At 71.3% G+C, this 24,192-nt stretch carries 23 protein-coding genes, 1 tRNA gene and 1 pseudogene; 16 read left to right on the forward strand and 9 right to left on the reverse strand.

The window, feature by feature from the left end; all coding sequences use genetic code 11:
- Positions 1–19: 19 nt before the first annotated feature.
- A complete protein-coding gene (locus ACZ4UB_RS15135) occupies positions 20–1,321 on the forward strand; it encodes a M48 family metalloprotease (protein WP_468070481.1) in 1,302 nt (433 codons plus the stop codon).
- A 25-nt stretch (positions 1,322–1,346) separates the two neighbouring features.
- Here the strand turns inward: ACZ4UB_RS15135 and ACZ4UB_RS15140 are convergent, their stop codons facing one another.
- The gene (locus ACZ4UB_RS15140) at positions 1,347–1,916 is read right to left on the reverse strand and encodes a TetR/AcrR family transcriptional regulator (RefSeq protein ID WP_354380808.1); all 570 of its coding nucleotides are present in this window, start codon (positions 1,914–1,916) and stop codon (positions 1,347–1,349) included.
- A 157-nt stretch (positions 1,917–2,073) separates the two neighbouring features.
- Here ACZ4UB_RS15140 and ACZ4UB_RS15145 point away from each other — a divergent pair, with 157 nt between their 5' ends.
- From ACZ4UB_RS15145 to ACZ4UB_RS15170, 6 genes are all read left to right on the forward strand, one after another.
- Positions 2,074–3,090 (forward strand): agmatine deiminase family protein, encoded by a 1,017-nt coding sequence (locus tag ACZ4UB_RS15145; RefSeq protein WP_468070482.1) that lies wholly within the window; start codon positions 2,074–2,076, stop codon positions 3,088–3,090.
- A gap of 112 nt (positions 3,091–3,202) precedes the next feature.
- Complete coding sequence (locus ACZ4UB_RS15150; RefSeq protein WP_468070483.1) at positions 3,203–4,873, forward strand: ABC transporter substrate-binding protein; 1,671 nt, start codon at positions 3,203–3,205, stop codon at positions 4,871–4,873.
- On the forward strand, positions 4,870–5,829 hold the full coding sequence (locus tag ACZ4UB_RS15155) for an ABC transporter permease (protein WP_468070484.1): 960 nt from the start codon (positions 4,870–4,872) through the stop codon (positions 5,827–5,829). Before ACZ4UB_RS15150 ends, ACZ4UB_RS15155 begins: the two co-directional genes overlap by 4 nt.
- Complete coding sequence (locus tag ACZ4UB_RS15160; protein ID WP_468070485.1) at positions 5,826–6,680, forward strand: ABC transporter permease; 855 nt, start codon at positions 5,826–5,828, stop codon at positions 6,678–6,680. Before ACZ4UB_RS15155 ends, ACZ4UB_RS15160 begins: the two co-directional genes overlap by 4 nt.
- Positions 6,677–7,654: an ABC transporter ATP-binding protein gene (locus ACZ4UB_RS15165; protein ID WP_468070486.1), complete on the forward strand. Its 978-nt coding sequence runs from the start codon at positions 6,677–6,679 to the stop codon at positions 7,652–7,654. The genes ACZ4UB_RS15160 and ACZ4UB_RS15165 overlap by 4 nt, the downstream gene beginning before the upstream one ends.
- Before the next feature lie 67 nt (positions 7,655–7,721).
- Positions 7,722–8,531, forward strand: coding sequence for an ABC transporter ATP-binding protein (locus tag ACZ4UB_RS15170; protein ID WP_468070614.1), 810 nt, complete (start codon positions 7,722–7,724; stop codon positions 8,529–8,531).
- A 52-nt stretch (positions 8,532–8,583) separates the two neighbouring features.
- On the opposite strand, the gene ACZ4UB_RS15175 is transcribed toward ACZ4UB_RS15170, so the two are convergent.
- A complete protein-coding gene (locus tag ACZ4UB_RS15175; RefSeq protein ID WP_468070487.1) occupies positions 8,584–9,240 on the reverse strand; it encodes a TetR/AcrR family transcriptional regulator in 657 nt (218 codons plus the stop codon).
- A gap of 190 nt (positions 9,241–9,430) precedes the next feature.
- Here ACZ4UB_RS15175 and ACZ4UB_RS15180 point away from each other — a divergent pair, with 190 nt between their 5' ends.
- Together ACZ4UB_RS15180 and ACZ4UB_RS15185 are read left to right on the forward strand one after the other, a co-directional pair.
- Entirely contained in the window at positions 9,431–10,636 is a 1,206-nt protein-coding gene (locus ACZ4UB_RS15180; RefSeq protein ID WP_468070488.1) for an agmatine deiminase family protein, read from the forward strand.
- Between the two features lie 178 nt (positions 10,637–10,814).
- Positions 10,815–11,909 (forward strand): BTAD domain-containing putative transcriptional regulator, encoded by a 1,095-nt coding sequence (locus ACZ4UB_RS15185; protein WP_468070489.1) that lies wholly within the window; start codon positions 10,815–10,817, stop codon positions 11,907–11,909.
- Positions 11,910–11,940: 31 nt separating this feature from the next.
- Here ACZ4UB_RS15185 and ACZ4UB_RS15190 read toward each other — a convergent pair whose 3' ends face one another.
- The 4 genes from ACZ4UB_RS15190 to ACZ4UB_RS15205 all read right to left on the reverse strand — a co-directional run bounded on the left by ACZ4UB_RS15190 (position 11,941) and on the right by ACZ4UB_RS15205 (position 17,496).
- Entirely contained in the window at positions 11,941–12,960 is a 1,020-nt protein-coding gene (locus ACZ4UB_RS15190) for an alpha/beta hydrolase (RefSeq protein WP_468070490.1), read from the reverse strand.
- Positions 12,961–13,030: 70 nt separating this feature from the next.
- Positions 13,031–15,490, reverse strand: a complete 2,460-nt coding sequence (locus ACZ4UB_RS15195) for a penicillin acylase family protein (protein ID WP_468070491.1) — start codon at positions 15,488–15,490, stop codon at positions 13,031–13,033.
- 162 nt (positions 15,491–15,652) lie between these two features.
- Positions 15,653–16,936 (reverse strand): MFS transporter, encoded by a 1,284-nt coding sequence (locus ACZ4UB_RS15200; protein WP_468070615.1) that lies wholly within the window; start codon positions 16,934–16,936, stop codon positions 15,653–15,655.
- A gap of 17 nt (positions 16,937–16,953) precedes the next feature.
- The gene (locus tag ACZ4UB_RS15205) at positions 16,954–17,496 is read right to left on the reverse strand and encodes an ArsR/SmtB family transcription factor (RefSeq protein ID WP_468070492.1); all 543 of its coding nucleotides are present in this window, start codon (positions 17,494–17,496) and stop codon (positions 16,954–16,956) included.
- Between the two features lie 158 nt (positions 17,497–17,654).
- Here ACZ4UB_RS15205 and ACZ4UB_RS15210 point away from each other — a divergent pair, with 158 nt between their 5' ends.
- Positions 17,655–18,605 carry an RNA-binding protein gene (locus ACZ4UB_RS15210; RefSeq protein ID WP_468070493.1) on the forward strand — a complete coding sequence of 317 codons (951 nt, stop codon included), beginning with the start codon at positions 17,655–17,657 and terminating at the stop codon, positions 18,603–18,605.
- Between the two features lie 173 nt (positions 18,606–18,778).
- Here ACZ4UB_RS15210 and ACZ4UB_RS15215 read toward each other — a convergent pair whose 3' ends face one another.
- Positions 18,779–20,344 carry an alpha-L-arabinofuranosidase B gene (locus ACZ4UB_RS15215; protein ID WP_468070494.1) on the reverse strand — a complete coding sequence of 522 codons (1,566 nt, stop codon included), beginning with the start codon at positions 20,342–20,344 and terminating at the stop codon, positions 18,779–18,781.
- A 521-nt stretch (positions 20,345–20,865) separates the two neighbouring features.
- Between ACZ4UB_RS15215 and ACZ4UB_RS15220 the strand changes: the two genes are divergently transcribed.
- The 4 genes from ACZ4UB_RS15220 to ACZ4UB_RS15235 all read left to right on the forward strand — a co-directional run bounded on the left by ACZ4UB_RS15220 (position 20,866) and on the right by ACZ4UB_RS15235 (position 22,651).
- Positions 20,866–21,117, forward strand: a complete 252-nt coding sequence (locus tag ACZ4UB_RS15220) for a hypothetical protein (protein WP_468070495.1) — start codon at positions 20,866–20,868, stop codon at positions 21,115–21,117.
- A 373-nt stretch (positions 21,118–21,490) separates the two neighbouring features.
- Entirely contained in the window at positions 21,491–21,964 is a 474-nt protein-coding gene (locus ACZ4UB_RS15225; protein WP_468070496.1) for a hypothetical protein, read from the forward strand.
- A gap of 9 nt (positions 21,965–21,973) precedes the next feature.
- Entirely contained in the window at positions 21,974–22,291 is a 318-nt protein-coding gene (locus ACZ4UB_RS15230; protein ID WP_468070497.1) for a hypothetical protein, read from the forward strand.
- Positions 22,292–22,528: 237 nt separating this feature from the next.
- Complete coding sequence (locus ACZ4UB_RS15235; RefSeq protein WP_468070498.1) at positions 22,529–22,651, forward strand: hypothetical protein; 123 nt, start codon at positions 22,529–22,531, stop codon at positions 22,649–22,651.
- 74 nt (positions 22,652–22,725) lie between these two features.
- On the opposite strand, the gene ACZ4UB_RS15240 is transcribed toward ACZ4UB_RS15235, so the two are convergent.
- Positions 22,726–23,106: a hypothetical protein gene (locus tag ACZ4UB_RS15240; RefSeq protein ID WP_468070499.1), complete on the reverse strand. Its 381-nt coding sequence runs from the start codon at positions 23,104–23,106 to the stop codon at positions 22,726–22,728.
- A gap of 70 nt (positions 23,107–23,176) precedes the next feature.
- Here ACZ4UB_RS15240 and ACZ4UB_RS15245 point away from each other — a divergent pair, with 70 nt between their 5' ends.
- Both ACZ4UB_RS15245 and ACZ4UB_RS15250 read left to right on the forward strand, forming a co-directional pair.
- Entirely contained in the window at positions 23,177–23,473 is a 297-nt protein-coding gene (locus tag ACZ4UB_RS15245; protein ID WP_468070616.1) for a DUF998 domain-containing protein, read from the forward strand.
- A 73-nt stretch (positions 23,474–23,546) separates the two neighbouring features.
- A pseudogene (locus ACZ4UB_RS15250) lies at positions 23,547–23,678 on the forward strand (helix-turn-helix domain-containing protein); the annotation flags it as partial.
- 239 nt (positions 23,679–23,917) lie between these two features.
- Here the strand turns inward: ACZ4UB_RS15250 and ACZ4UB_RS15255 are convergent.
- Positions 23,918–24,005: transfer RNA gene (locus tag ACZ4UB_RS15255), tRNA-Leu, on the reverse strand.
- Between the last annotated feature and the right edge of the window lie 187 nt (positions 24,006–24,192).

The raw sequence follows: 24,192 nt of genomic DNA on the forward strand, positions 1-24,192 counted from the left end.
CCGTCGGGGAGAGGCGATCATGGAACACGACAGCGCGGTCAGGACGCCCGAAGGGCGATCGTGCCCCGAGTGCGGGCAGGCGCTCGACGCCGCCGACGAGCGGTTCACCGTGTGGTGCGCGGCCTGCGACTGGAACGTGGACCCGGCCGTCCCGGACCCCGAGCCCGGCCGGATCGCCGCGGTGCGCCGGCGGTTGGCGCGCCGGCACGGCGAGGAACTCGCCGCCACCATGTCCGGCGAGGACCCCGGTCCGGCGCGCGGTGACGCGGCGTCGCTGCTCGCCCTGGGGATCGCGCTGCTGGTGCACGGCCTGACCCTGGTGCTGGCGGTCGCGGGGGTGCTGCTGATCGCCCTGGGGTGGGACACCGGGGTCCAGCCGGTCGCGGGCGTCGTGCTGCTGGTGGTGGCCTTCGTGCTGCGGCCGCGGTTCGGCCGGCTGCCCCGGCACGGGCCGGCGCTCCACCGGGCCGACGCGCCCCGGCTGTTCGAGCTGATCGACGAGGTGGCCGGGGTCACGGGCACGACCGGGGTGCACGCCGTGGTGATCGACGGCGCCTTCAACGCCGCGGTGACGTCGTACGGACCGCGGCAGCGCCGCGTGCTGATCCTGGGACTCGGGCTGTGGGAGGTGCTCGCGCCGCAGGAGCGCGTCGCCCTGCTCGGCCACGAACTGGGGCACTTCGCGGGCGGCGACGTCCGGCACGGCCTGGCCATCGGACAGGCGCTGCGCACCCTGGTCCTCTGGCTGGACACGCTGGCCCCCAGCCGCGCGCACTCGGTGTGGGACACCCTGTTCAACGTCGTGACGTACCTCCCGCGGTGCGCGGCGTACGGCCTGCTCGTCCTGCTGGACCGGTTGACGCTGCGCGCCACGCAGCGCGCCGAGTACCGGGCGGACCTGAGCGCGGCGCGGGCCGGTTCGACGGCGGGCGCGGTGGGGCTGATGGAACGGCTGCTCGTCGCGGGGTCGGTCGAGGACGCGCTGCGCCGGGAGCGGGTGAACGCCCAGATGAAGGGGGGCGCCGCCGGGCGGGCCGTGCGGGAGGCCGCCGAGCGGGAGCTCTGGGAGCGGATCGCCGTCCACGCGTCCTCCCTACCGGCCCGTGAGTACGAGCGGCTGCTCCGGGTCGCCGCACGGCGCGGGCACGGCGTCGACGACACGCATCCGCCGACGCACCTGCGGCGCCAGTGCCTGACGCTCGGCGATCCACTCCCGGCGCGGGTGGAGTACGACGACGCGCGGGCCGCCGCGGTGGCCGCGGAGCTGGCTCCGGCCCGGGCCGTGGTGGCGCGCCTGATCGTCCGCGGCGACGCGTACTGACGCGCCGGTCCGCCGGGCGCCTCCCCTAGGCGGACAGTTCGTGTTCGATCGCGTCCGTCAGGAGCTGCCGGGCGTGGTCCAGCGGCAGCGAACCGCTGAGCCAGCGGACGCTGAGGCCCTCCAGGAGCGCGGTGAGCCGCTCCGCCGCGGCCGCGTGCGCGGGCGCCGTGCCCAGAGGGCGGGCGTGGGCCAGCAGGTCCGCGATCTCGTGGACCCAGGTGTGCGTGGCCTTGGCGACGTCCTCGCGCAGCTCGGGGTCGAAGACGGCGCTGGCCCGCAGCTCTCCCCAGGCCGTGCTGTTCTCGCGCACCTCGGGGGTGTCCTGGAGCTCCAGGAGCAGGACCTGCGTCAGCTCCGTACGGGGATCTTCCGGGTCCTGCCCGGGATCGCGCTCGGCGGTGTAGCGGTCGGCGCGGTCGCTGATGAACTCCAGGGTCCGGCGCAGGATCCCCGCGCGATCGGTGAAGTGGTAGTAGATCAGCGAGGTGGACACGCCGGCTTCGGCGGCCAACTCTCCCACGCGCAGCCCGCGCACGCCGCGTCGCGCGATCACCCGCGTGGCGGCCCTGAGTATCTCTGTTCGACGGTCTGACACGAGAGATCACTCTACCCGTGGCCGGATCCATAACTCCTTGGCCAGAAGTATTGACTGAATTTTCAGTTCAGAGGAGGATGCGGGACACATCACCGTTACGTCGTTCCCCATCCCCCCTTCCGCTTCGAGCTGACTGAATATTCAAACAGGAGAGATCATGACGCGTTTCCGGATGCCCGCCGAGTGGAGCCCGCACGAGCGCTGCCTCATGGCTTGGCCCACCCGGCAGGATCTGTGGGGTGCGGTCCTCGACACCGTCAAATACGAATACGCGCAGGTCGCGACCGCCATCGCCGCCTTCGAGCCGGTCACCATGGTGGCCCTGCCCGGCAGCGGGGCCGAGGCCCGGGAGCTCTGCGGCGCCGGAGTGGAGGTCATCGAGCTCCCCCTGGACGACTCCTGGTTCCGCGATTCCGGACCGGTCTTCGTGCTCGGGCCCGACGGGGAGCGGGCAGGCGTCGACTTCCGCTTCAACGCCTGGGGCGGCAAGCACCACCCGTACGACACCGATGACAAGATCTCCGCGGCCCTGCTGGACCACCTCGGCGTGGAGCGCGTCGACTCGCGGATGATCCTCGAAGGCGGCTCCATCACCGTCGACGGCGAAGGAACGCTGATCACCACCGAACAGTGCCTGCTCCACCCGAACCGCAATCCGGGGATGAGCAAGCGGGAGATCGAAGCGGAGCTGATCGCCCGCCTCGGCGTCACCAAGGTCATCTGGCTGCCGTACGGCGGGCTGCTCGACACCGAGACCGACGGCCACGTGGACGGCGTCTGCGCCTTCGTCGCCCCCGGCAAGGTGCTGGTCCAGCTCCCGGACGACCCCACCCACCCCGACTACGAGCGGATGCGCGCGAACCGCGCCGTGCTGGAGGCCGCCACCGATGCCGCGGGCCGCCGGCTGGAGGTCCTGGACCTGCCGCAGAGCGCCTTCGTCCAGGTCGACGGCAAGGAGACGGAGGTCGGCTACCTGAACTTCTACATCGCCAACGGCGGCGTGGTGGTCCCGGTCGCCGGCCTGCCCGGGGACGAGGGCGCGCTCGCCGTCATCGCCGCCGCCCTGCCCGACCGCAAGGTGGTCGGCGTCCGCACACGGGTGATCGCCTACGGCGGCGGTGGCGTCCACTGCATCACCCAGCAGGTGCCGTCGGCGGTCCCCCTCCCCGCCTGACCTGCTCCTCCCTCCCTCCCCCGCGTCCGGGCCCGCACGGCTGCGGCCCGCAGCGCGCCCAACCGTCGGCCAGCCGCCACCTCCCCCGTTGAGCATGGAAGAGAGAGCACCGATGTCCCGGTCCCGACCCCTGCCCCGGTCCCGCGCCCACAGGTCCCCGCGCGGCCGCTCCGCGCTCCCCGTCGCGGCGCTCGCCGCGCTCGCCCTGATCACCGCCTGTTCCGGTCCGCCCAAGAACGACGGCGCCGCGGGGGCCGCCCCGTACAAGCTCTCCGCCGGCACGCCGGCCGCCGCCGGGCCGCTGGACTCCTTCACCTGGGCCGTGTACGCCGAGCCGCCCACGCTGGACTACATCTCGGCCTTCGACTACCCGCAGAACACGATCCTGTCGAACGTCTGCGAGAGCCTGATGCGGTGGACCCCGCAGCTCACCACGGCCCCGGGGCTGGCGGAGAAGGCCACCAACCCCGATCCGAAGACCTGGGTGTACGACCTGCGCGCCGGGGTGCGCTTCCACGACGGCGGGGTGATGAGCGCCGACGACGTCGTGTTCAGCCTCGGCCGTCAGATGAACCCCGACAACGGAGCCGCCTGGAACAGCGAGTTCGTCAACGTCGAGACCGTGACCAGGACCGGTCCGCTCCAGGTGACGGTCAAGCTCAAGCAGCCAGACGCCATGTTCCCGCAGTACATGGCCACCGCCGCCGGCGTCGTGGCCTCCCGCGCCGGGGTGGAGAAGGCGGGCAAGGACTACGGCACCTCCGGCAGCCTGGACTGCACCGGCCCCTTCAAGCTGGGCACCTGGAACAAGGGCCAGTCGATCGAGCTCCAGCGCTTCGACGGCTACTGGGGCACCAAGGCCAAGTCGGCCAAGGCCGTCTTCACCTTCCTCACCGACCCGTCCGCCCGGACGAACGCGCTGCTGAACGGCGAGGCCGACGGCGGCTACCTGATCCCCACCGAGAGCTACGACCGACTGGGCAAGAGCGGGGTCGGGACGCTCTTCTTCGGCGAGGGCCTCAGCACGGTCAACGTGAACATGACCAACATGAAGGGAGTGCTCGGCGACGTCCGCGTCCGGCGTGCGCTCTCCCTGGCCCTGGACCGCCGCGGCTTCGTCAAGGCGGGTCTCGGCGGCGCGGGCACCGCCACCTCCTCGCTCACCACCAAGGCCGTCTGGGCCGGGGCCCCCGAGAAGGTCCGCGACTCCGCCTTCGCCGGCCTCCCCTCGCCCGACCAGAACGTCGAGGCCGCGAAGCGGCTGGTCGAGGAGGCGGGCGCCACCGGCAAGACGATGGTCATGGCCACGAGCTCGATCGGGCAGGACGTCTCGCTGCTGGCGACCGCGGTCCAGGACGCGGGCACCCGGATCGGGCTGAAGGTCCAGCTCAAGACGATCGCCCCGAACGCCTTCACCTCGCTGTTCACCGACCCCGCGGCGCGCGAGGGCATCGACATGTTCCCCGAGACGTACTACGACTCGGTCACCGACCCGATGGACCTGCTGAGCAACTTCCAGACCGGGGCCTACCAGAACTACGCGGGCTACAGCGACCCGGCCTACGACGCGCTCGTCGACAAGGCCAAGTCCACCTACGACACGGCCGAGCGCATGACGACCGCCGCCGAGCTGCAGAAGAAGGCGGCCGACCAACTGCTGTGGATCCCCGTCGCCGAGTGGCCCACCGCGGTCTTCCTGAACAAGCGGATCACCGGGGCGCCGACCACCATCTCCTACCTCTACTACCCGTGGGCGGCCGACGTCGGGGCGGCCGCGCGATGAGCTTCCTCAGATTCGCCGTACGACGGCTGGCCGAAATGGCGGCCACCCTGCTCTGCGCCTCCTTCGTGATCTTCGGCGCCATGTACCTGGCACCGGGCAATCCGGCCGGCTTCCTGCTGGGCGGCCGGTCGGCCTCCCCGGAGATGCTGAAGGCGATCAACGCGCAGTACCACCTGGACGACCCGTTCGCCGAGCAGTACGTCCGCTGGCTCGGCCAGGTGCTGCACGGCGACTTCGGCCGCTCGATCACCTACCGCACCGACGTGTCCCGACTGCTGGCCGACCGACTGCCGAGCACCTTGCTGCTGATCTCCATGGCACTGGTGCTGGTCGTCGTCCTCGGGCTGCTGCTCGGCTGGATCGGCGCGGTGCGCGGCGGCGGCGCCGACGCGACCATCCTGGTCACGACCACCTTCGCCATCGGCACCCCGTCGTTCGTCGCGGCGGTCCTGCTCCAGGGCCTGTTCGCGGTGAAGCTGCACTGGTTCCCCACCGGGGGCGGCGGCGACGGCCCGCTCGACATGCTGTGGCACCTGGCGCTGCCCGCCATCGCGCTCGCCCTCTACCTGATCGGCATGCTCGCCCGCGTCACCCGCGCCTCGATGCTCGACGTGCTCGGGCAGGAGCACGTCACGGTCGCCCGCAGCCGCGGCGTGTCCGAGGGGCAGGTCATCCGGCGGCACGTGTTCCGAAACGCCCTGGGCACCGTGCTCACCACCGGCGGGCTCATCGTCTCCACCCTGCTCGTCTGCACCGTCCTGGTGGAGTCGGCCTTCAGCGTGGGCGGCATCGGCCAGCTCCTCGAACTCTCCACCACCACCAAGGACTTCCCCACCGTGCAGGCCATCTCCCTCATCATGGTCGGGCTGTTCATGACGGTGAACCTCCTCGTCGACCTGATCCACCCGCTGGTCGATCCCCGGGTCTCCCTCGGTCCCGGGAGGTCCGCCGCATGACCACCACCTTGATCCGCCGCCCGGGCCTGGCCCGGATCCGGACCAACCGGGCCCCGCTCTCCCTGCTCTGCGCGGGCTTCGTCGCCGTCGTCGTCTGCCTCGCGGTGCTCGCCCCCTGGATCGCCCCCTACGACCCCAACGCCGTCGACCTGGGCAACGCGCTGGCCGGCCCCTCCACCGACCACCTCCTCGGGGTCGACGCGTCCGGTCGCGACACCTTCTCGCGGCTGGTGCTGGGGGCCCGTACCTCGCTCCTCGGGCCGCTCGGGGTGGTCTCCTTCTCCACCGTCGTGGGCGTCGCCATCGGTACGGCCGCCGCCTGGCGCGGGGGCTGGCTGGACTCCGTCCTGTCCCGCGGCACCGAGCTGGTCTTCGCCTTCCCCGGCATGCTGCTGGCCATCCTGATCGTCTCGGTCTACGGCGAGGGGCTGCTCGCCCCCGTCATCGCCCTGGCCATCGCCTACCTCCCCTACGTCAGCCGGCTCACCCGTTCCCTGGTGCTCGCCGAGCGCGCCCGCCCGTACGTGGAGGCCTACCAGGTGCAGGGCCACTCGGGGCTCCAGATCTGTCTGCGCCACGTCGTCCCCGCCGTCGCGCCGGTGGTCCTCGCGCAGTCGACGGTCAACTTCGGCTACGCCCTCATCGACCTCGCCGGCCTCTCCTTCCTGGGTCTGGGCGTGCCCGCCCTCACCCCCGACTGGGGCCGCATGGTCTTCGACGGCAACGCGGCCATCCAGTCCGGCTACCCGCTCTCCGCGATCATCCCCTGCGTGACCATCGTGCTGACGGTGGTCGCCTTCAACGTCGTCGGCGAGCGCTGGGCCGACAAGGTCGCCAGGAGGGACCGATGAACACCCTCGACATCCAGGGGCTGCGGCTGCACCTGCCGAACACCGCGAGGCCGGTGCTCGACGGCGTCGACCTGACCGTGGGCGTGCGCGAGACGGTGGCCCTGGTCGGCGAGTCCGGCTCCGGCAAGACGCTCACCTCGCGCGGCGTGCTGCGGCTGCTGCCCCCGGGCGCCCGCACGCAGGGGTCCGTCCGGGTCGTCGGCGACGACGTCCTCACGATGTCCTCCGGCAGGCTGCGCGCCCTGCGCACCAGCACGGTGGCCATGATCTTCCAGGACCCGCGGGCCGCCATCAACCCGATGCGCCGCGTCGGGGACTTCCTGACCGAGAGCCTGCGGCTCACCGCCAAGATGCCCCAGCGGGCCGCCGAGGAGCGGGCGGTCACGCTGCTGGACGCCGTCGGCCTCACCGCCGACGTGCTGCGCAAGTACCCCGGCCATCTCTCCGGCGGCATGCTGCAACGGGTCATGATCGCGGCCGCTCTGATGGGCGACCCGGCCCTGATCCTCGCCGACGAACCGACCACCGCCCTCGACGTCACCTCCCAGGCCGAAGTCGTCTCGCTCCTGGGCGACCTGCGCGAACGCTTCGGTACGGGGCTGCTCTTCGTCACCCACGACCTCGGACTCGCCGCCGCGATCAGCGACCGGGTCTACGTGATGTACGCGGGCCGGATCGTCGAGACCGGCCCCGCCGAGGCGCTGTTCGCCGCACCGCGCCACCCGTACACGGCGGCGCTGCTCGACTCCACCCCGCGCCTGGACGCGCCGCAGGGGCGGCTCGCCGCCATCGAGGGCCGGCCGCCCGGCCTGCGCGAGGAGCTGACCGGTTGCCCCTTCGCCCCGCGCTGCGCCTACGCCAGCGAGGTGTGCGCCGAGCGGGCGCCGGCCCTGCTGCCGGTCGCCGGCGAGCCGGCCCGCGGCACGTCCTGCCATCACAGCGAGCAGCTCGCGGGAAAGGTCGGTCATGGCTGAGACGGTGGTGAAGGTGGTGACGGCGGCGCCGGGCGCCGCGGCGCCCGGCCCGGAAGGAGAGCCGCCGATGAGCGGGAACACCGACGGAAACGTCCTGGAGGTCGTGGACCTGCGCCGGGCCTACGGGGGCGTGCGGGCCGTGGACGACGTGTCGTTCACCCTGGCCGCGGGACGGTCGCTGGGCATCGTCGGTGAATCGGGGTCGGGCAAGACGACGACCGCCCGCATCGTCGTGGGCCTGGAGCGGGCGGACAGCGGGCGCGTGCTGATCAACGGCCGGGACCGCGGCGGCCACCGGCGCGGCGCGGCCGCCCGGCTGGCCCGGGCCCGCGAGGTGCAGATGGTCTTCCAGGACCCCTTCCTCTCCCTCGATCCGCGCACCACCGTCGGCGGTGCGCTCCGCGAGACCCTGCGGTTGCACTTCCCCGGTACGGACCACGCACGGCGGATCGCCGAGCTGCTGGAGCAGGTCGGTCTCGGGGCGCGGGAGGCGGACGCGTTGCCCCGGCAGCTGTCCGGCGGGCAGCGCCAACGGGTGGCCATCGCCCGGGCGCTGGCCGTCGAACCGGCCGTCCTCGTCCTCGACGAGGCGGTGGCCGCGCTGGACGTCTCGGTGCAGGCGCAGATCCTCAACCTGCTCTTCGACATCCGCGCGGAGACCGGGATCGGGTACCTGTTCATCACGCACGACCTGGGCGTGGTGCGCTGCGTGACCGACGACGTCATCGTGATGCGTCGCGGGCGGATCGTCGAGGCGGGTCCGACCGCGCAGGTGCTCGCTGACCCCCAGCACCCCTACACCCGGCTGTTGTTGGAGTCCGTGCCCCGGCCCGGCTGGGATCCGCGGCGGATCGCGGCGGCCCGGCGCGCCTTGTGAGGGGCGCGCGGTAGGGGGCGGTGTTCGGGAGGGCGCGGTCGGGGGGATCCGGTCAGGGGCGCAGGGCCACCGCGGTCAGGCCGTCGACCAACGCCCGTACGGCCGCCTCGGCCTCGACCCGGGAGTCCAGTGACTGGATCGCGGCCAGGCCGTCGGCCGCGGCGGCGAGCGCCGTGCCGAGCGGGATCGGGTCGACGCCGCCGCCGTGCTCCTCGGAGAGCACCTGGAACAGCCGGACGAAGCAGTCGCGCCACCGCTGGTACTCGGCGTCCAGGGCGACCCGGACCCGCTCGTCGTTCAGCGCGAACCAGTGGAGCGCGGAGTGCAGGCGGGAGAGGTCCGGCCCCTCCGGCCGGTTCAACCGTACGACGACCCGCTCGGCGCGCTCGGCGAAGGAGCCGGGGGCGTCGACCGCGCGCTCCATCGGGGTGATCCACTCGCCCCGGATGTCTTCGACGACCGCGACGATCAGGTCGGTGCGGTCGTGGAAGTGGTAGTGGCACATCCCGTGCGAGATCCCGCAGAGCGCGGCGACGTTGCGGGTGCTGAAGCGTGCGAACCCCTCGCCCGCGAGGAGGGTCCGGGCCGCGGCGATCAGTTTCGCGCGGGTCTGGGCGCCCTTCGCCGAGGTGCGGGACCTGCTGGTCTTCGCGTCGGCCGGGCGGGTTTCGGGCGTACCGGGGTGATCGTCCTGAGCTGCTGCTGCCACGCGGTCACTGTAACGACTGCTCGTGCGCGGCACCGACCGGACGATCAACTGGCCGTTTCCGGGCGGGATATGGCTCTTCATCATGGTTCGTCATGCACCTTTCCCACATTATTGACCGAGCGCTCGGTCAGTAATACGTTCCGGCCCATCGGCGGAGCGCGATCCGCCCAGGGCTGACCGGAGGTCAGAAGTGAACGACCACGCTGGAACGCAGGAAACGACCGGGAGCACCCGGGGGACCGCCCGCCGGACGCTGGACCGCAGGGGCTTCCTGACCGCGGCGGGCTTGACGGCCGCCGGGGCCGCGCTGGCCGCGGTCGGCGGGGAGGCCTTCGCCGCCGTCCGTCCCGCACTCCGGGGCAACGCCGTCGCCGGGACCACTGCCGCCGGGGGCTTCGCCGTCCCGATCGACACCGTCCGGCACACCCGGACGTGGATGGCCTGGCCCGACAGCTCGGCCATCTGGGGCCGTTCGCTCTCCGGCGTCCAGGCGAACATCGCCCTGATCGCCAAGACCATCGCGAAGTACGAGCCCGTGATCATGTGCGCCAACTCCGCCTCCGCCGCGAAGGCCCGCAGCGCCTGCGGATCGGCCGTCACCGTGATCACCACGATCCCCGTCGACGACTGCTGGATGCGCGACAGCGGTCCGGTGTTCCGCACCAACGGCGCGGGCGGCCTCGACGCGGTGGGCCTGAACTTCAACGGCTGGGGCAACCAGCAGACGCACGCCAAGGACGCCCTGGTCGCCGGGCGGGTCGCGGCCTACGTCGGCGCCTCGTTCAGCACGGCCGGCTTCATCGGCGAGGGCGGCGCGGTCGAGACCGACGGCGCGGGCACGCTCATGGCCACGCGCAGCAGCATCATCAACCCGGACCGCAATCCGAACCTCTCCCAGGCCCAGATCGAGGCGGCCATGTGCAGCGCCTTCGGCGCCTCGAAGGTCGTCTGGTTCAAGGGGGTGCTCGGCCGGGACATCACCGACGACCACGTCGACGCCACCTCGCGGTTCCTCGAGGAGGGCAAGGGCCTGGTCCAGATGCCGCTGGCGAGCGACACCGACGCCTGGTCGAACGACGCGCGCCAGCAGTACCAGATCCTCTCCTCCACCACCAACGCCCAGGGCCACCAGGTCGCCGTCACCAAGCTCCAGGGCCCCGACTACAACAAGATCCGCTCCACCAACCCCGACTTCGTGGGCGCCTACGCCAACTACTACGTGTGCAACGGCGCCGTCATCGCGCCCCAGTTCGGCGACTCCAGTGCGGACGCCGCGGCCAGGACCACCCTCCAGCGCGCCTTCCCCGGCCGGGTCGTCGAGCAGCTCAACATCGACAGCCTCGGCGGGGGCGGCGGCGGTATCCACTGCGTCACCCAGCAGCAGCCCGTCCCGTAACCCCCGCTCCCCCTCCCCCGCTCCGTCTCCCCCTCCCCCGGTCCCCGGCGATCCGCCGGGGGCCGGGGGGCTTCGCGCGTGTCACTCCGGATCGTTCCGGAGGGCCCGCGGACGCTCCCGCCACTACCTTGTCGACGGCATCCGCCAGACCGACCAGCCCGGAGCCCGGGGAGCAGCGATGCAGACGACCGCCACCACCCGCCGAGCCCCCACCCCCACCCCCACCCCCGCCCCCGCGGGCCCGGACCTGGAGCACGAGGTGCTGCGGCGGGTGGGCTGCGGTCTGCGGGACGACGAGATCGCCGCCGCCCTCGCCCTCCCCGAGCAGGCCGTGGCCGGGCAGCTCGCGCGGATCCTGGTCAAGCACGGGCTGCGCGACCGGGCCGCCGCCATCGTCCACGCCTTCGACTGCGGCCTGGTCGTCCCCGGCCGCGGCCCCCGTACGCCGGCGGTCGGCGCGGCGGTGCGGGGCGCCGTCGCCCGGGCCGTCGCACCGGGGGTGCGCATCGGCGTACTCGGCCCCTTACAGGCGGCGCGCGACGGGCGCCCCCTGGACCTGGGACACCTGCGCCAGCAGGCCGTACTGGCCGCGCTGGCCCTGGGCGCCGGGCGGACCCTGAGCCAACAGGAACTGCGCGACGGCGTCTGGGGGACGGAGCCACCGGTCACGAACGTGGTGCCGGTGTACGTCTACCGGCTGCGCAAGACCCTGCGCGGCGAGGGCCCCGACGGCCCCGGGCCGGTCATCGCGCACGACCGGCGCGGGTACCGGCTGGTTGCCGGGGCCGTCGACGTGGACGCCGCCCGCCTGCAGGAGCTCGTCGCGCAGGTCGAAGCGGCCGATCGCGCGGGCGACCCGGCCGAGGCGGTACGGCTGTGCTCCCGGGCGCTGGAGCTGTACCGCGGTGAACCCCTGGCCGGCCTGCCCGGGCCGCTCGCCGAGTGGGAGCGGCTGCGGCTCACCGAGCGCAGGATCGCGCTCGCGCAGCGCAAGGCGCAGTGGCAGCAGCGGCTGGGCCGGCACTCCGAAGCGATCGCCGAGCTGTTCGCCCTGTCCGCGGCGCACCCCTTGAACGAGCCGGTGGCCGCGATGCTGATGCGCGCGCTGTACCGCACCGGCCGACGCGCCGACGCGGTGGGCGTGTTCGACCGCGCCCGCCTCCGGCTGGCCGAGGACCTCGGGGTGGCCCCCGGCCGGATGCTGCGCCGGACCCACGAGGTGATCCTGCGCGGGGACGAGGTCGCCCTCGTCCCCGGCCGGACTTCGCGGTGAACGGTCAGAACGGTCAGAACGGCCAGAACGGTCAGGAGGCGAAGGCCCGTTCCAGCCGGGGGACCAGGTCGCGGAGGTCCTGTTCCCAGCAGCCCGCGTTGTGGCCGCCGTTGCACTGGGTGCCCCACGCGGAGCCGTCGCCGTAGTTGACGTAGTAGTAGGGAAGGCCCCGGGCGTCCAGGGCGTCCTTGGCGTGCTTGGTCGCGCTCTCGACCCAGAACTCCAGGTCGCCGGGCCGGCCCCCGCCGTTGCCCACGTAGAGGGAGACCCCGACTCCCGCGAGCTTGTCCATGTGCTGGCCCGGGTCGACCTCGTTGAACCTCCAGTCGGCGTTGAAGACGGGGTAGGGCGAGCCGAAGGCCGCGTCGCTGTCGACGCTGGGTGCGTAGCCGACGAGGGAGGCGACGACGGCCAACCGCAGGTCCATCGACTTGACCGACAGATCGATGTCCCCCGACAGGGAGGCGGTCTGACCGAACAGGTCGGGCCGGACCTGCGCGAAGTGCAGGGCCCCGAAGCCGCCCATGGAGACGCCCGCGACGGCCCGGGACTTCTTGGCGGCGATGGTCCGCAGGTTCGCGTCGATGAACGGGATCACCTGGTTGAGGTGGAAGTTCTCCCAGTTCGCGGCGCCGGCGGGGGTCCGCTGGTTGAGCCAGTTCGCGTACCAGCCCCGGGCGCCGCCGTCCGGGATGACGGTGATCATCTCGTTCGAGGTGGTCAGCGCCGGATAGTTCTGCTGGATCGGGTCATCGGGCGAACCGTGCAGGAAGTACAGCACCGGGTAGCGCTTGGCCGGGGCGTCGTAGTAGCCGCTCGGCAGGATGATCTTGATGTGGTGCTTGCCCGCGACCTCGGGCGTGGTCACGGTGATGTAGAAGTTGGTGGCGCCGCCGACCGTGGAGTCGACCTGGGTCAGGCCGAAGCCGTCCGTCATCTTGGGCGGCTCGGTGCCGTCGGCGGCCTGCGCCGATCCCGCCGGCACCGCCAGTCCCACCACCGCGACCATCAGGGCCACCCACAGGCGCCATCTGCTCGATGTCCTCGTCACAACACGCTCCTTCGTGAGCCGTTCGGTGAGCTACTTCGTGTGATTGTGCGTGTGCTTGTGCGTGGGCCGTTCAGTCCAGGACCTTGACCTCCAGCTCCGGCGAGGCCGCGATGTCGTCCTCGGTGAAACGTTCGGTCACCCACCGGCCCGCCGAGAAGAGCTTGGTCTGGTCCGCGTAGTGCGGTGAATTCGGGTTGGCCGACTGCGAGTACGCCAGTACCGAGGACGCCTTCGGCGGCCCGTCGGCGGTGAAGCTCACCTGCTGGACGAAGCTGGACCCGAAGGTGATGTCGAGCTTTCCGTCGACCTGGCCGGGAGTGACCACGTTCAGCACGCCCAACTCCGATACCGAGCCGTGGATCGGGATCGACTCGCCGTTGCGGGTGATCTTCTGGACGTCCGACAGCGGCGCGTTCAGCGCAATTCCCGCATTGCGCAGCGCGAGGACCGCACGGCCGAAGGCGTCCCGGACGGCGGAGCTTCCCGCATCGAGCGAATTCGGCGTGTGCACCGGGTCCTTGGGGTCGAAGGGGACCCGCCACGGGAGCTTCTCGATCGACTGGCCGTTCAGCAGGAACGCCCAGTAGTTCTCGAACAGCCACGAACCCCGGCTGCCCGCCGTGAAGTCGTGGTCCTTCCAGGCCGCCAGGATCGGACACGCCTCGCTGACGTTGACGAGGTTGCCGTCCACCAGGATGAGCCCGAAAGGAAGGCCCTGGCACATCCGCACCGTGGCGTCGAGCGCCAGGTCGGCCGCCCTGCTGTTGTCGGCGAAGAGCAACTGCCGCATGTTCTCCGGCGTGAAGCCCCTGCCGGGCAGGCCGTCGGTGCCGTTGATCCGGTTCTGCGCGGTCAGGATCAGCTCCTGGGTGCGCAGCGAACGCGGCGCCGCCGTGTCGCCCATCACCCGGGGGAAGGCCAGCGGTTGCTCCGGATTGGCCAGCCAGGCGCTGTCGTTGGCGTTGCCCACGAAGTCCGACCGGATCAGGCGCGGCTGTTTGCGCGGGTCCAGCAGCCCCGGCGCCACCGCGTTCGGGTCGTCGGGCCAGGCACACGCGCCGCGCTTGCCGTCGAAGATCGAGACGGGCGGTACGTTCGGCAGCCGTAGCACCTGGTTGAACAGGAGCTTCCCGGTCTCGGTGAGGCACGACTGCGCGTGCGCGTCGGTGATGTTCGGGGTGGCCTGGATGTCCGCGTAGAGCGCCTTGCCCTTGCGGTCGGCGGCGACGGTGTTGAAGAAGGGGACGCCTTCGGTGCTCTCCAGCGTGCCCACCACCTCGCCCACGTCCTTGGCCTGGTCGAGGTGGAACCAGGTGTTCAGCGCCCGCAGGTTGCCCATGTTCGCGTCGCGCACCGCGTGCGCGCTGACCACCCAGGGCAGTGGGGTGCCCAGGACGGAGGTGGTGATCGGGCCGTACCGGGTGGACCACAGGGTCCTGGTGACCTTGCCGAGGGAGCCGTCCGCCTTCAGCACGTCGACGCCGACCTGCTGTGAGGTCATCGACTGCCAGGCGCCGTCGACCAGGTACTTCGTCGGGTTGAACGGGTCGACCTGTACGTCGAACAGCCCGAAGGGCGCGACCGTGGCGACCGTGTGGCTCCAGGCGACGTCGTCGTTGTGCCCGATGTTCACCGCGGGGAAGCCGAGCAGGCTGGCCCCGGAGACGTTCAGCTCCCCCGGGATCGTCAGCTGGCTCTGCCACATCCGGTTCTTGCCCTGCCAGGGGAAGTGCGGGTTGGCCAACAGCATGGCGGTGCCCCCGGACACCCCCTGCGAACCGACCGCCAGGGCATTGCTCCCCATGCTCCGCTGCCGGTTGACGGCGAGCGCGTCGCGGATCTTCGTCGCGGTCTCCTCGGGCGAGGAGGCCGGCGGCGCGGCGGCCGCGGCCCCCGCTCCCGGCGGCGCCGCGTTCACCATGCCGTCCAGCAGGGGGTCGGCGCTGCCCATGATGATCTCGGCGTGCGCGTGCCGGTAGACGTCCAGTTCCGTGATCGGCCGCACCCAGGCCGCCCCGCGGCAGGCCGGATCGGAGATGTTGGCCACCCCGGTCTCGGCCAGGTACCTGTTGTACCCCTGGACGTAGCCGCGGATGGCCTCCTTGACCTTGGGCTCCGGCCCGTCGGGAGCGGGCCGGTCGATCTGCCGCTCCACCACCCGGTCGTCGTTGATCCGCTGGAAGTACAGGTCGCTGTTGAGGTTGGTGGTGACGTTCTCGTTCTCGCCGGGACTCGCCCGGCCGTCGGGGCCCAGGTAGCGGGACCGCTGGGCGTTGACCATCAGGTAGGTGCCGGCCAGCGTGCAGATGTTGTCCTTGGCCGCCGCGTAGCCGTACCCCGTGCCCAGCCCCGTCCAGTTCGAGGCGACGATGTGCGGGATGCCGTACTCGGTGTACCGGATCGTCGGCTTGTCCGGCCCCGCCGCCTGCGCGCGCCCGGCGGCGGGTGATCCCGCGGCCGCCATGGTGCTCATCACCGCTACCGCGACCGCGGCCGCCACCGGCAGCCTCGCCCTCAATCTCCGCGCCATCGAGCCGTCCTTCCCCTGCGCTGCGCACTCCCGTCAGAACGCGGCCACGCTAAGGAGGCACGATGAAATCCCGATGACACCGGCGCTCGCCGGGGGGGTAGAAGCCCGTCATCCGCATGTTCGGTGCGAAGTCGAACGGGCCGGCCGCGCACCGGGCAAGGGTCACGGGGCGACGGGGGTGCTCGCGCCGGCGGCCGGTTCCTTGGCGGGCGCCGGGTGGTTCGGGGTGTCGGTCGGCGCGGTGGCGGCGCGCAGGGCGGCTTCGACGCGGCGGTTGCTGGTCATGGTGGCCGTGACGGCCGTCATGGTCAGCAGGAGGGCGGAAGCGGCGTACAGCGGGGTGCGGACGTCGTAGGTGGTGGCGAGCCAGCCGCCGAGGAAGGCGCCGAAGGGGGCGGCGCACATGGCCAGCATGCGGGAGGTGGAAGCGACGCGCCCCATCAGGTGGGCGGGGACGATCGCCTGCCGGAGAGAGGGCGCGAGGACCATCGTGGCGCCCATGCCGGCCCCGCAGACGGCCAGCGCGAGGCCGGCGACGTACGGGTTCGGGGCGGTGGCGAGGCCCAGGATGGCGAGTCCTTCGACCGCGGCCGTGCAGGTCAGCGCGGTGCCGGTGCCCAGGCGTCGGCCGAGCTGGGAGGCGATGGCCGCGCCGAGCAGGCCGCCGGTGGCCTCGGCGGTGAGGAGGAGGCCGAAGCCGATGCTGTCGATGCCCAGACGGTCGTGCGCGAAGAGGGCCAGTACGGTCTCCACCGCGAGGAAGGCGACGTTCCCGACCGCCGGACGGAGCGCGAGGCCGAGCAGGAGCCGATCCCGGAAGACGTACGCGGCGCCCGCGCGCGCTTGCCGCAGCAGTGACTCGCGGGCCTGCGGTACGGGCGGGGGCGCGGCCGGCAGCGAGCGTACGAGCAGGGCGGAGAGCGCGAAGGACAGGGCGTCCGCGAGGAGCGGTACGGCTCGCCCGAGGGCGAGCAGGGCGCTTCCGGCGGGCGGTCCCGCGAAGCCGGAGGCGGCGGTCTGGGCGCCGCGCAGGCGGGAGTTGGCGCGTTCCAGGAGGGCGGGCTCGCGGCCGAGGAGGTCGGGGAGGTAGGCCGTGGCGGCCGTGTCGAAGAAGAGTCCGCCGAGGCCGAGCAGGAAGGCGACGGCCGCGAGCAGTGGGACGCTCAGCAGGTCGAGGGCGGTGGCCACCGCCGCCATCGCGAGCAGCGCCGCGCGGGCGGCGTCCGTGACCCACATCGTGCGCCGGCGGTCCAGGCGGTCCACCAGCGCTCCGCCGAGGACGCCGAAGAGCAGCCACGGCAGCGTTCCGGCGGCGGTGACGACGGCGAGCGCCATCGGGTCCCGCGTCAGCGTGAGCGCGAGCAGCGGCAGTGCGGCATGGGTGACGCCGTCACCGAGCGAGGAGACGGTCTGCGCCGTCCAGAGCCGACCGAAGCCGTTCGGCAGGACTTTCGTGTCGGTGGTCACTGGGCGCCGCCTTCGGCTGGTTCGTGCGAGGTGGACGGGTGGAAGAGGGCGAAGACGAGCGAGGCGTCCGGCAGGGCCGGATCGGACAGTTCCCGGTATTCGTCGGCCAGGGCCTCCAACCGCTGCCCGAGTTCCTCGAACTGCTCGTCGGTGAGCCGCAGGTGTGCCATCCGTACGTGGCGCTCCCCGTCCGCCGGCGAGGCTTCCAGGTCGGCCACCGCGTGCCGCATCAGCAGGTCCGGCCCGCCTTCGCCCGGGTCCGGCAGCACGATCGACCGCGCGGCCATCGCGTAGTACCGCTCGGTGACCCCCCGGACCTTGCGCGTCCGGACGACCTTGACCAGGCCGGCCCGCTCCAGCAGCCGCACGTGGTAGCTCGAACTCCCCTTCGCGAGGCCCACCCTCGCGGCGATCTGCGTGATGGTCGCCGGCTCGAAGCGGAGCACGGCCATGATCCGGTGGCGCGTCAGGTTGGAAACGGCGCGCAGTTGGTCGTCCGTGGTGACGTGGAACGTCTCGGGAAGCTCGTCGGTTGGCATGTGAGTAATGGTCAACGTTTCTTGACCATTGCGCAAGGGGTTTCCTGCGAGGAAGTGACGGGGCGACAGGCCGGGCGGAACGCGGTGGTGGGAAACGGGGATGAGCGGCCGCGGGCGGTGGCCTACGCCGGCGCCCCCGTCCGGCCCTCAGGAGCAACGTGCCGCCGTCCTTCACGCACCGCATCACCAAGTACGACCCCGCCGATCGCGACGGGCACGGGCGCTACACCGGCGACGAGGAGGCGGTCAGCGACCACGGGCCCGTCGAGGCGGCATACCTGGCGGCGGTCGCGGCCTTCGCGCGGGACGCGGGGGTCGACCGGCTGGAGATGCGCGACCCCGCGGTCACCGGGTTCGCCCACTTCGGCGCGCAGACGCCCGTCGAGGGCCACGGCCTGGGCGACCTCTTCCCGCCCGACCTCACCGGCTACCACGACGGGGCCGAGGTCTCCCTTGCGGTGGCCCTCGAACTCGTCCGGGCGATGCTCCGCGACCAGGGGGCGTGGTGCCGGCTGGAGGTCGGGGACGCCTTCACCGTGCACGTCGGGTACGACCAGTACGTCTACATCGGCAGTGACCGGCCCTGTACGGACGCCGTGGCCCGGACCCGCGCGCTCGGCCTCTTCCCGGAACCGCTGCCCCGGTCCCCCTACGCGGCCGGGCTCGATGACGTGGAGGTCGTGGAAGCCGCCGACGAGGAGTTCTGGGCGCGCGTGCGGGCGGAGGTGGCGTCGCGGCGGGGCCTGCTGCTGGAGGAGAACCACGTCCGCAACGCCGCACGCTGGCACCGCCTCACGCCGCGGAACCTCGACGCGGTGCGGGCCGGCCTCGGCCCGCGGGCCCTGTTGAGCGTCTGGCCCGACCTGGTCCCCGACGTCGACGCCGTCCTGGCCGCGCTGCCCGAGGAGGACTCCGCGGAGTTCGTGTGGGAGGCGCAGGACGGAACGATCCGCTACGCGGTGGTCGACGACACCGACTACGCGCGCTTCGCCACCGTGGTCGCCGACGCGCGGGCGGCCCGCGCCCTGTCCCTCGACCTCGACCGACGCACCCCCCTCCTGCGCGCCGCCCTCCCCGACGCCGACGGGGTACTACGGGCCCGGTGGTGACCTCGCCCCCCGACCCGCCGAGCCGACCCGCCGGCGAGGCGGTGGGCGGGCCGGTACGGGGGTGCCACGGGGGGTGGTGGTACGGGGGTGGTGGTACGGGGGTGGTGGTACGGGGGTGGTGGTACGGGGGTGGTGGTACGGGGGTGGTGGTACGGGGGTGGTGCCCCGGTTGGTCAGCTCCAGGGCTGGGCGACCAGCCAGCTGGTGTCGGCAGCCCAACTGGCCGCAGCGTCCCAGACGTTGGCGCCACCGTTGCCGGCGATGTAGCCGGTGTAGTCGTAGTGGCGGAGGTACTTCGTCGGGAAGTTGGCGGACTTGAAGGATGTTCCTGTCCCACTGTTGCCCGACGTGGGACAGAAGGTGGCGTCCGCCGCGAACGAGCCACCGCCGGTGTCGGTGTTCAGGTAGAGCTGGTAGTTGAAGTGGCGCAGGAACTGGCCGGGTTTGTTGGCGGACTCGAAGGACACGCAGGAGGTGTTGGCCAGGCCGGCCCGGACGATCCAGGTGGCGTCGCCCTTGTCGGTGGCGGAGCTGGCGGAGTTGGTGCTGGAGATGACGGCCTTGGTGTCGGCGCTGTCGTGGCGCAGGTAGTGCATGGTGCAGCAGGGCCCGGTGGTGGCCCGCAGGGAGATTCGGGAGCCGGGGGTCAGGGTGCCGGTGCTGGTGGAGCCGCTGTTGTAGCCGGCGGCGGTGATGTTGGCCTGGACGGCGTTCTCGGTGGCGTCCGAGGGGTAGCCGGAGGTCATGACGCCTTCGTAGAAGGTGCCGGCACTGCCGTTGCTGTTGTCGCCGCCGATGCCGAGGATGATCGCGCCCTGCTTCTTCATGGGGTTGTAGCCCGAGTCGTTGGGGCGCACCCCGTTGTAGTAGGTGGACAGGCTGCCCGCCTGAGCGTCGCCGCCGCGGATGGCCCACTGGTTCGGGCCGCCCTTGAGCATGGCGGTCACGAACCGGTTGCTGACGGAGGGGATGTCGTTGAAGCCGCGGTTGACCCCGGAGAACAGGCCGTTCTCCAGGTCGGCCATGACCCAGGGGCCGTTGCCGCTGCCCCAGCCCCAGCCCTTGCTGTCGCCGAAGTAGAGGGCCTCCATGGTGCCGTTGCCGTCGTCGTTGCCGGTCGTCTCGGCGTTGCCGTAGTCGAAGCAGCAGCCGCCGTTGAAGTGCGTGCCGTCGAAGATCGCGTACATGCCCTCCGGCTGGTCGCCGGTCGCGATGCCGTTCGTGTGGTTGTTCCGGTAGCCGGTCCCGGGGGCCACGTAGACGCCGTACGCCTTGTGGCCGCCGACGGTGACCGGCGCCTCGAAGGCGTTGGCCAGGTTGTCGTTCCCGCCCGCGGCCGGCCCGGGCCACTGGCCCTTGAGCGCCTGGCTGAGGTTGTTGCCCTTGGGAGACTGGTCGTAGATGACGGTGATGACGCAACTGGTGTCGGCGCAGAAGGAGTCCTGCGCGGCGGCGTCGGCGTACCCGCCCGCGCTCAGCAGGCCGATGTTCCTGGTCGCACTGTCGGAGGCGCGCTTCACCTGGTAGAGCGGGCCGCTGTACGCCCCGTACAGCGCCCGGGTGGTGCTGTGCGCCGCCACACAGGGCGTGTTGCCGGCGGCGTAGATGTCGCACGGCCCCTGGGTGGCGGCCTGCGAGGTGGTGGCCGTGGCGGTGAGCAGGCCGACGGCGAGCACGGCAGCGGCACCGGCCGCGAGGACCGTGCTCCTGACGCTGCGGACCCACGGTGGTTTGAGCATGAAGAGCTCCTTCACGGGGTGGGGGTGCGACACTCGATGATTGTTAGCGCTAACAATTGTGCCGAGAGGGAGGGTTGGCCATGCCGAAGGAACCTGCACCTCAAAGCACTGCAACGGCCATCACTATGGCCACGGGCCGAGGCGCCGTCAACAGATCGCGCAACATGTTGTTAACGCAAACATACTTGCGCTCTACTACAACCCCGACGAGAAGGCAGGGCGACGGCGCCCGGGCGCACAGATCCGGCCCCCGGCACCAGCGATGGGGCCGAAGCACGTTCCGCAAGACAACGAGGCCCGGACAACAGGCCCTGTAGAGCCGTTCCTTGACGGCTGGGGTTGATCATGCGCCCCATGCGTTTCGGCCCGTCCCGGACCGCTGCTGGTCGTGCGTTGGCCACGTGGCCAACCGGCTACCAGGCCAACGGGTCCATGCGAGAACGTGACTAGCGCACTGATCACTCTTGCCCCGGGGCGCGTCCCTCCGCAGCTTGCAGGCGACCGCAACGGGAGGGGATCACGTGGCCGACCTGAAGCTGACCAAGATTGCCGGAGAAGACCCGGAGTACGACTCCGGCGACTGCGCCAACATCTTCACGACCGACCGGCCCGACACGACCGCCGTACAGGACTACCCGACCTACACCATGCCCGCAGAGGTTCAGAGCCTCGCCACCTTCCTCCGGGGTGAGCCCAAGCCCGACACGCACAACGCTGGGTGGCACGTGACCGTCAGGGATGCTGTGGCGACCTGCAACATCGAGATGGTGTGACTGCTGCTGCGGGTTCGACTACGAGCAAGGCCGCATGTGCAAGCTCGGCCGCCGCCGGTGCCCCGAGTGCGCCGAGTGCGCCGGAGGAACTGCCCAGCGCATCCGTTGGTGGGGCCGGCTGGGCCGAAGGTCCCGTGGCCGAGTTCCTGCGGGAGGCCGGCCACCCAGACCCGGATGCCGTCCACCTCACGGACGAAGCCCTCTTCGAGTGGCGCGGGGTAGGCCCCGAAACGTGGGCGGACTCCCTGCCGCGACTTTCGCGCCACCGTGTTGATTACCGGCCGTTCCGCCGAGAGTCATTGATCGGTAACGCTGCGTCCTGCGACGCTCTGACCAGGGCGGCAACGGGCCGACCAGGGAAGAGGATTCGGATATGCCTACCGAAGAGAACAGCGCTATGGAACAGCCGCTTCGCCAGATCGTCCTCAACGCAGGTGGGCAACCTGACGTTACCATCGGGAGGGTTCGCTCAGCCTCGGCCACCATCCAAGAAGACGCGACCAGCATCGTGGAGACCGACTTGGGTGCGATTCCGTCGCAGGTCCAGGCCCAGGAGTCGCCCACCGTCGCCGTTGCCCGCGAACGGCTCGTAGAAGCCATCGGGCGCGAGGCCGCATTCCTTGCCGACCAGCGCGCCGGACAGGCATCCGCAGGACTTGAGTCCCTTGCCCGCGCCTTCGCCCTGGTGGCCGGTTCTGCCACGGCGCTGGCCGCCTCGCCGGCGACTGCCCATCCGGCAATCAGCGGAAGGGCCTTGGCGGACCCGGTCGCGTTCGCCAAAGACTTCGTCGCCGGAGGCGTGTCAGCTTCCATCAGCAAGACCGCCCAGCCGCCGACGCAGGGATGAGGATCACGCATGTCTGAGAACGAAGTAACGCCCGAGGTAGACGACTTGGACACTAGCCCCGCGCAGACCACCACGACGGAATCACCCACCGTCTCCGTGGCCCGCGAACGACTCGTAGAGGCCATTGGGCGCGAGGCCGCATTCCTTGCCGACCAGCGGGTCGGACAAGCATCCGAGGGACTTGAAACCCTTGCCCGTGCGTTTGCTCTGGTGACATCGGGTGAGCTCACGGCCGTCACCGACACGGCCACACCCTCGCCCCGCTCACGGGCGCGGAAGCTCTCGCCCATGCTTGACCGCGTGATCACCCAAAAGACCGAGGAGTAGTCAGATAGGCAGGTCTGGCCTCGTGTCGGTGAGCCTCACGGCGGCCACCAGTGGTCAGCTAGGAACACCCGGAGACCTCGAAAAGGGGGCGGGGCCTTCGGGGCATGGGGGGCACCTTCGATCTTGTCAAGGGGCATTGTGGTGTGACGGACCGTCATGGGACGATGCCCGCGCGTTGACATACGGCCAACCGGCGAGAGGGCAGACATGGCGAGCGAGATCCCAGATCCTCCGCAAGTGACGCGACGGGACGACAGCGTCGGCGTGGCGTTCGACGAGCGTGTGGAGGTTTTCGTACCCAACGTCCAGGAGGACGACGAGGACTCCCAGGAAGACGCGACCACGGGCCGCGCCCAGTAGATACCGGCCCCGGCCCCGATCCAGGTGCAGGTGTCGCCCACCGCCGACTCCTCCACCCCGGTACAGCACGCCGATCATCCAGGCAGTTCCAGCAAATTGTCACCCTCGATCGGCCGCGGTCGCCGGGAGTGCCATCGCGCATCGTCTGCCTGGCCGTTCAGGGGCACGGTAGCCAGTCGGAAGCGGGCGTCCAGGGCGTCGAGCTCCGCTTGCCGCGCGGCCCGAATCCTGTCGGTGAACACGGGCCATGCCTCCGCGAGCCAGCGACGGCAGCGAAGCCTGTCCGCGTACTCCCAGATGAGTTCGGCGTCGAACCCCTCTTCGGCATCCTCCACCAACGCCTCCCACGCCTCCATCATGGCGTTGAGCGTCACCATCCCGTACCGCGCCGCCAAACCTCGGCTTGCCCGGTGCGCCGACTCGTAGTCATCCGCGCTGAGCGCCTCCATGTCCATGAACACAGCCTGCCAGCTGTGACACGCCGGATGGATGCGTCACCCAACAGGTGAAAGCACCGTGGCCAAGATGACGACCGGGCCGAGATGCAACAGCCCAGATCGCACGACCTTCCGCCATCCCATCAGTTCGCTTGCCTTCGGCCGCTCCGGGTGGATGCAGATCCTCAACTTCCTCTTCGCGGGCCTGCTGTCGCTGGTCTTCGCCGTGGGCCTGTGGCGTACGGGCCCTTCCCACTGGGGTGCACTGTCGATCGGTGTATGGGCGGTCGGTCTGCTGGGCGCAGGTGCCTGCCGCACGGATCCGGTGAGTGGTCCAGCGCCGCGTTCAGCCAGGATCAACGCTGGGTGGATCTGGGCGGGCTGATCCAACGCGTCTCACTCACGATCGGCTGGATCTGGCAGGTGCTGCTCGCCGTGCGCGTTCTGCACACCTGAGCGCACTGCGCCGCGAGGGCGCGGACGCGGCCCGTGGAGGCCGCCGGCCGTGGAGCCTTCCGTTGGAGGACCGAGGTCTGCTCGTGACTGCTCACTGGCGAACGAACGTGACGATGCGGCAGCTCGCTCCGCTGATCATTTACGGGACAGCCCTCAGACAGGTGGGGTTACCTGGGGACCACTCGCCGGGCTACGTGATCGCCCGGTACGGCCGCAGTAGGAAGAACGGAGCGCGGCGACTGGCCGCGTCCAGTGCGGGCCGACTCGGTCTCGCCGCCCTGGTCTGAGACAGGGTCTCCGGGCTGTTGGTCACGCGGTTGTGCACGCCACAGCCCTGTAAAGCAAAAAACCCCACATGAAGTGGGGTCTTAGCTGGTGTCCGAGGGGGGACTTGAACCCCCACGCCCGATAAAGGGCACTAGCACCTCAAGCTAGCGCGTCTGCCATTCCGCCACCCGGACAAGGTGGTCGGCCGCGGTCTCCCGCGGCGACAAGGGCAACTCTACCAAGGGCTCACAGCTCCGCTGACCAGGTATTTCGACGACGGATCCGGCTCCCGCCGCAGACGCGCCCCCGCCCGTCCACCGCGGCCGACGCGATCCCGGCCTGCCGCCGGAACGGACCGGTCCGGGGCGCCCGTGCTTGTCA

The sequence above is a fragment of the Streptomyces sp. NPDC028419 genome, assembly GCF_055565515.1.